We start from the raw sequence: 7,156 nt of genomic DNA, 5'->3' as shown, positions 1-7,156 counted from the left end.
ATAGCTGATAGCTGATAGCTGATAGCTGATAGCTGATAGCTGATAGCTGATAGCTGATAGCTGATAGCTGATAGCTGATAGCTGATAGCTGATAGCTGATAGCTGATAGCTGATAGCTGATAGCTGAATGCTAATAGCTGATAGCTAATAGCTGATAGCTGATAGCTGAATGCTTACGTTTTGTATGCACCTAATTCGATGGTGTAGCTTTTGGTGCCCCTGATGGCTGACTGGTTTGAGGTTTAAGAAACAGTGCTTCTTGGGCAGATTGCCCTTCACCCTGAGAACCGAAATACCAAAGCGCTGCTCCTGCTTCAGCACGGGTGACTGGTTTTTTAGGCTGAAACAATATTGTATAACCAAAAACTCGGCGAATGTTTGCCAAATCGCCATTTCGGAAATCAGCTAAGACGGCTCGCAATGCTTTCGGGTCAATTTCAGCGGTATCTTTGAAGCCCCAGGTTTCTTTCACTGCTTCAATAGAGGCTTTGGGCAAGGCTTTACGAGTATCGAGAGGCACTTTCCACAACATCAGATTTTCCCTAGTCAACGGTGCATCTGGACGAAACAATACTGCGGTAGAATCGCCACTGAGGGGACTAGGAATTAATCCAGCATCAGCTAATCCCTGAATATAGGGAAAATCAGGATCCGTACGAGGCACATCCTGAAATGCAGGTTGAGTAGTGTTGGATGCTAAACGGATTTGCAATCCTGGACGATTAGCATAGATTCGATTATTGGCATCCATTAGCCAACGGGCGTACTGACGGCGGTTTATGGTTTGATTCGGGGCAAACTGAATACCTTGACTATCAGTATTAGTTTTTGGGTTAGTCGTGTCTGGCGTTAAGACTCCCAATTTTGCCAAATCTGCCACATACTTACGCAAATCTCGGGGGACTTTATCCAAGTCAGTAAATTTCTCTGGTTGTCCTGACCTGACCTTAGCTGGCTTACTGGCGACCTCAGAGGGTGGTTGTGGTTTCTCAGGTTGTGTTGGTTTTTGAGCTTGTGTTGGTTTCTGGGGTTGTGTTGGTTTCTCAGGTTGTGTTGGTTTTTGAGCTTGTGTTGGTTTTTGAGCTTGTGTTGGTTTCTGGGATGGTTGTGGTTTCTGGGATGGTTGTGGTTTCTCAGCTTTGGTATCCTTACCATCCCGGACGTACTGAATATCAAATGTAGTCACACTGCTGTTGGTAGCAACCGCTGGGGGCTTTGATGAAGAGGCAGCAGTGGATTTGCCAGTAGTGCCACGAGCAGGAATCGAAAGGGTAACATCCAAGTCATTACGACGGACGATGAATGTGCCACCATCTTGATCCTCTGGCTGGTCGAGGACTTGCCAGCCTCCCGACTCAAAGGTCTTTTGGTAAAAGTTCTGAATTAAATTAATTGGGTCAGGGGATGACCAAATCGTCAGCTTACCTGGACCAGCAGCATCTTTGAGGGGTTCCACTTGTTCCAAGGTTGCTTCTTGATAACGGGGAATCTCAGTGGGGAAGTCTTCTGGCAACGGTACTGACTTCTGTTTCTGGGGAGTACTTTGAGGCTTATTCGGAGATGGCCCACTCAAGTTTTTGGGTGGGTTATCTTTCAGTTTGGGGTCTGCTCCCAAAGACCGCTGCAAAGCGTTACCTAGGTTAGTGTTGGCGCAGGCACTCAACAAACCGAGAAGACAAACCGCTAAACTTGCACGTAGGACAGAGTGTGGAAACAGCACGGGCATTGTCCAACAACAGTAGTTACCTTTTAAACTAACGCAAATTCACAAAAGGGCAATCAAGCATGTTATCCTGGCTGAGTTGCCAAACTAGGAAAGATGTTTAGGGCAAGGGCTAGGCCAAAATACCGAGTATTGTCAATTTAAATGTCAATTTAAATCTTGTATGGATGCACAGAAAAAGAAATTAGCAGCACCGAGTGAATCTTCTGAATCTGTTCAGGAGCAGCAAGCAGATGCTCAGGGTCAACAACCGGACAAGGGTGGCACGCCATTTTGGAAGCAAGTACAGGAAAATTTCCAAATTATTGCGATCGCACTAGCCTTAGCTCTATTGATTCGAGTATTTGTGGCAGAACCTCGCTACATTCCCTCGGATTCCATGTACCCGACGTTGGGAGTAGGCGATCGCTTAGTGGTCGAAAAAATCTCTTACCGTTTCCATACCCCAAGAGTCGGTGACATTATTGTGTTTGAACTACCGCCACAATTACAAATTTTGGGTTACTCAAAAGACCAAGCTTTCATCAAGCGGGTGATTGGCACATCGGGTGATACGGTTCAAGTCAAAGATGGCAAAGTTTATCGCAACGGTACTCCTCTAGAGGAGGACTACATTGCCCAACCTCCCCATTATCAGATGGGGCTGGTGCAGGTGCCAGAAGATCAGCTATTTGTGATGGGAGACAACCGCAACAATAGCAACGATTCCCATGTTTGGGGTTTTCTAGGTAAAGACAAAGTCATTGGTCGTGCCTGTTTCCGTTTTTGGCCACTTAGTGACCTTGGTTCGATCTGAACTATAGCAGTTTTCAATTGGGTGAGGTACGTAAGTATTCAGCCGTCAGCTGTCAGCTGTCAGCTGACGGCAGTAATTACCATTACCCATTACCCATTACCCATTACTAATATTAAGGTTGTGTGAACTTAAGCCCTCTACGGATTTCGTAACTTACTATAAGTTTAACTAATCAATTTTACTACTTAGGGCTGATGGGAATTAGATGGTAAACCTATATAGCAAGGGAAGTATAGTTTAGGACATAGTCTTTTGGTTGAAAGGGACTTCGGAGCAGGGAGCAGAGAGCAGAAGATGTCTTAAGCTTTACTTCGACTGCTATATAATTTAGCTCAACTAACGATGTCGCTGTTCAAGCTAATGTTTTAAAGCCTTGAGAGCACAAAGCTAAATTTAATCGACATCAGGGCTTACTTTCTAAGTAAGCGCTATAGTTAAGTATTAAAGTTTAGCAATCATTTATCAATAGTTATTAATTATTATAAGCAAAACTTATAATTCAATAAAATAATGATTTTGTGAATCCTACCGATTCATAGTTTCGGAGAGAGAAAAATCTAGTTAAATTTAATGAATATAAACATAAGCAAAAGGTAAATAATTTTCTCGTTTGTAGGTTTACTATAAGCATTCAGCCGTCAGCTTTCAGCTTTCAGCTGCTGCCAAGGATTCATAGTCTTGGGCTGATGGGCTTTTCCCCAGACTTTGAATTCTCTAAAATCTCGAATGCTTAAATTCTACCGTTTGAGGTTTATTTTAAGCATTAGGCTGACCGCTGACGGCTGATAGCTTAATGCTTAGGATTTACTGATCTTACTTTGGAGTAGTTTATTGATATCAAGTCCGGTAGCATCAGTATTGTCTAAAACAAGAGTATTCAAGGAAAAAGGGCACAAAAAAGCCGACTATAAACCAGGGAATCAAACGGACTTGATATCAAATTTCAGAGTAAGGTCACTGTCTACATCTAAGAGTTGCAGCATAAAACTATCATGAAAAAATTACCAATAGCTATGGCTGGGGCAGTAGTTTTTAGCCTAGGAACAATAGGAACAGCTCAGGCGGCATCCTTCCTCTCTACTTCCAATGGACAAGTTGGAAAAATCGATACTTCAACCGGAAAATTCACACCATTGAACAGCGACGGTATCCCCTTTTTTGATATAGCTTTATCAAATAGTGGGGAGCTATTTGGTGTCACTCCCAGCGCTTTGTATAGTATTGATAAAAGCACGGGTTTATCCTCCCTAATTGGCTACCTTTTTGCGTTTATAAATGCTTTAGGGTTTTCTGATGATGATAACGTGCTTTACGGCGCTGGAGATGATAGTTTTTATACTATTGATACCTCTAGTGGTGCTGCATCATTAGTGGCTACAATTCCTAACTTCAACAGCAGTGGCGACATAGCATTCGATTCTGTAAATAATCAATTTTTTGCCACATCACTCTCTGTTGACGGCAGCTCTGACATCTTGTTCTCTATCGCTAATGACGGTACAGCTACTGAGATTGGTAGTATCGGCTTTAGGGATATATTTGGCTTGTTCTTTGAAAATGGAACCTTGTTCGGTTACACAGCTGATCGACAACAGATCACCATCGATCCAACCACAGGAGCAGGTACTTTTAGTCAAAATGTCGCCTTCGGGGGTATTAATAGGATCTTTGGAGCAGCAGCTGTTTCTAAGACTACTGTTCCTGAACCGATGTCGGTGCTAAGTCTGCTAGCAGTAGGAGCCTTTGGTGCCAGTGTGCTCTCTAATCACAAACTGTAATAGCAACGCTATAGTTAAAAGCTATAGTTAACTGTTGATGATTCACGGTAACCAACCTACACTCTCCTACCCTGGTGAGGGTAGATTGGTTACCCAACCACTGAGATCCACTGCTAAGGTTTGACCCAACTTGAGTAGGGGGCTTGGGGAAAGTGAAGTACTAAGGGAAGCACTGGAGGTACACATGTTACATAGCCAGGGATAGCTGCCATTGCTATCACTATCTTTACTATCTTTCTTTAAGTCTTGGCTTTGGATCAGCTGAGGCAAAAGTTGGTTATGTAAGTACTGCAAGTAAAGTTCTTGGCAACGATCTAAGGATAAGCTTAGATTGAGCTGATTGCCTAGATCAATCATTTTGTCTAGCCGTTGAATATCGACTTCCACTTCCTCTGGGTTGCTATCGTAAAGAATTTGCCAGAGCGTACGCAAAATTAACTTTTCTAAGGTTTGCTTGACTTCTAGGGTATTCAACTGACAGTGGAGATGATTCGCTGCTATTGCGATCGCTTCTAACTCTGCCAAGCTACTCCATACCACCTGCTGATCACTGCTATCACTATCTAATGCCCTAATCACAGTAATACACTGATTGGATATAGCAATTTCTGCTGCTACTTGCAACTCCTTGGGAACAGATAACCCACCCTGATGGAAAGCCATCAAGGCTCTATAGTTATCCCGATAAACCTGGGTATAGAGCTGATCCAAACGGGTCAAGGTTTCCTGGCTCAACAGCTGCATAATCCGGTGTCGCTCTTCAGCAAACAGATGCTGCAAATTAAAATGTTGCTGCCCAAACAGCTGATTCATTACCAAAATTGTGTGGGCTGCACTGCCTTGGTCTAGGGCATTAAATAATGTGTCCAACCGCTGGCGGTAGCCTCGACATTCAGCAAGGGGTTGAATACAGCAGTGGAAGTCCCAACCACCTAGGTATAGCAAGGCAAACACAAAATCATCACTTTCCCTAGTTATTTCAGAAACCAATTGTAACTGTCCCACAGCTAGGGTTAATGCCCCGATTCGTTTTAGCTGGTAATATTGCTGATGGGCATAGTAACAGTAGATTTTGTCTTCTTGGGAATAGTTGTTAAATAGGGAAGTAATGGCATAGTCTGCTACTACTTGCTTCCAGCTAACGTGGGCTGACACCACTAGTTGGCGATAAATCTGGTCACCAGTTTTAAAGCATTCCACATTACTGGGTGCTAGAGCAAGGCGTTGGATAAATTCTTCTTGCAGTTGGACTTTAGCAACATCACCAGCTAACTCGATAGCACGGGCAGCATACCGCAGAATCTGAACCCCTTCTGGACGGGAGATTTCCTCAAAAAACCAACCACAACTGGTATACATCAGCAGAGCATGACGCTGCATTTCCAGGAGTCGTAAGGCATCCACTTGTTGGGCTTGAGCCAGTGGGTGAGTACTATGACGCTCCAGAAAACTTTCCACATTGGCTGGGGAACGGTTCTGAACCACTTGGATATACTCATCCCGGGCTAGCCAAGGGTCATGGAAGAATTGGCTAGCAGTCTCTTGATATACCTGAATCAATTCATCCCGTAACCAATCCAGGGCATTCCGCAGGGGACGACGCCACGTTTGGTACCACTTCCCGCCACCACCACAGCCACAATCATCTTGCCAACGGTCAACCCCATGGGAGCAACTCCAGGCTGTTACTGGCTTCAGTACCACTTCCCAGGTGGGCGGATTAAAGCTAAGGTAGTGGGCAAAGTTGGTTACTGTCCAGTTGCGCTGGGGAAACTCATGGGTAAAAGCGTAGGCAATACACTTCTCAGTGCCTGTTTTGTGATGGCCAAAGGTTTCCCCATCCGTTGCCACAGCAATCAACTGGGCACTGCGATGATCCCCACGTACTGCTTGACCCAAACGCTTGGCGAAGTGTTCAGTACTGCTGAGTAAATCATTGAAGCCCATATCTCTGGAGATTGGGCCATCATAGAAAAAGATATCAATAAATTTGCCATTTTTGAGGAAGCAACGGTAAGGCCGAGTAGGGTCAATCTGAGCACCTCCCACTTCCTGCCATGGAGAATTACTATTGTGTTCACTGGTGAGTTCAGTGGGAATTGGGCGGCAACGTTGAGCTTGGGCAGGGGCTAGGATAATAAAGCGAATATCTTCTGCTACCAATGCTTCCAAGGTGGGATAGTCTACTGCCGTTTCCGCCAGCCACATCCCTTCGGGTTCACGACCAAAGCGGGAACGGAAGTCCGCTTTTCCCCAACGGATTTGGGTGTATTTGTCCCGTTCATTGGCTAAGGGAAGGATGATGTGGTTGTACACTTGAGCGATCGCATTTCCGTGACCATTTAAGCGATCGCAACTCTTCTTGTCCGCTTCCAGAATCCGCTGATACACTTCCACATCGTAATTTTCCAGCCAGGACATTAACGTTGGACCAATATTGAAGCTCAAATACTCATAGTTATTGACAATATCTATTACTTCTCCTTGGTCATTTAATACCCTAGCAAAGGCATTGGGGCGGTAGCACTCATAGTAAATCCGTTCGTACTACTAGTAGTAGTGGGGACAGTTTCGCACAGAGAGTTATGCCTTCGCGAAGAGACACTTAGACTGGTACTACTAGTGCTATTGTGGATAGTTTTGCACAGAGAGTTTTGCCTTCGCGAAGAGACACTTAGAGTGGTACTACTAGTGGTGGTGGGGACACTTTTGCAAAGAGAGTTATGCCTTCGCGAAGGGTACCAGTCTAAGTGTCTGTTTTTTTGCAAATAGAGGTATGCCTTCGCGAAGAGACACTTAGAGTGGTACTACTAGTGGTGGTGGGGAGAGTTTGGCAAAGAGAGATATGCCTTCGCGAAG

Annotated in this window: 4 protein-coding genes; 2 read left to right on the top strand and 2 right to left on the bottom strand. The window is 44.6% G+C overall.

From position 1 onward, the window contains the following. Positions 1–190: 190 nt before the first annotated feature. Positions 191–1,726: an S-layer homology domain-containing protein gene (locus F6K20_RS17680; RefSeq protein WP_008189948.1), complete on the bottom strand. Its 1,536-nt coding sequence runs from the start codon at positions 1,724–1,726 to the stop codon at positions 191–193. A 160-nt stretch (positions 1,727–1,886) separates the two neighbouring features. Between F6K20_RS17680 and lepB the strand changes: the two genes are divergently transcribed. Together lepB and F6K20_RS17670 are read left to right on the top strand one after the other, a co-directional pair. Then, a complete protein-coding gene (gene lepB, locus F6K20_RS17675; protein ID WP_008189949.1) occupies positions 1,887–2,519 on the top strand; it encodes a signal peptidase I in 633 nt (210 codons plus the stop codon). 992 nt (positions 2,520–3,511) lie between these two features. Beyond that, complete coding sequence (locus tag F6K20_RS17670; protein WP_008189952.1) at positions 3,512–4,297, top strand: PEP-CTERM sorting domain-containing protein; 786 nt, start codon at positions 3,512–3,514, stop codon at positions 4,295–4,297. A 66-nt stretch (positions 4,298–4,363) separates the two neighbouring features. On the opposite strand, the gene F6K20_RS17665 is transcribed toward F6K20_RS17670, so the two are convergent. Further along, complete coding sequence (locus F6K20_RS17665) at positions 4,364–6,718, bottom strand: DUF3536 domain-containing protein (RefSeq protein ID WP_287295462.1); 2,355 nt, start codon at positions 6,716–6,718, stop codon at positions 4,364–4,366. Positions 6,719–7,156 lie beyond the last annotated feature (438 nt).

Source organism: Moorena sp. SIO2C4, from assembly GCF_010672485.1.
In the GTDB taxonomy this organism is placed as follows: Bacteria; Cyanobacteriota; Cyanobacteriia; order Cyanobacteriales; family Coleofasciculaceae; genus Moorena; species Moorena producens.
Note: the sequence above shows the minus strand (reverse complement) of the source record. Positions and strands in the feature narration are given on the sequence as shown.

Bases quoted from the DNA above. Each gene is read 5' to 3' on its own strand.
- F6K20_RS17680 (WP_008189948.1), bottom strand. From the start codon at position 1,726: ATGCCCGTGCTGTTTCCACACTCTGTCCTACGTGCAAGTTTAGCGGTT.
- lepB (WP_008189949.1), top strand. From the start codon at position 1,887: ATGGATGCACAGAAAAAGAAATTAGCAGCACCGAGTGAATCTTCTGAA.
- F6K20_RS17670 (WP_008189952.1), top strand. From the start codon at position 3,512: ATGAAAAAATTACCAATAGCTATGGCTGGGGCAGTAGTTTTTAGCCTA.
- F6K20_RS17665 (WP_287295462.1), bottom strand. From the start codon at position 6,718: ATGTCCTGGCTGGAAAATTACGATGTGGAAGTGTATCAGCGGATTCTG.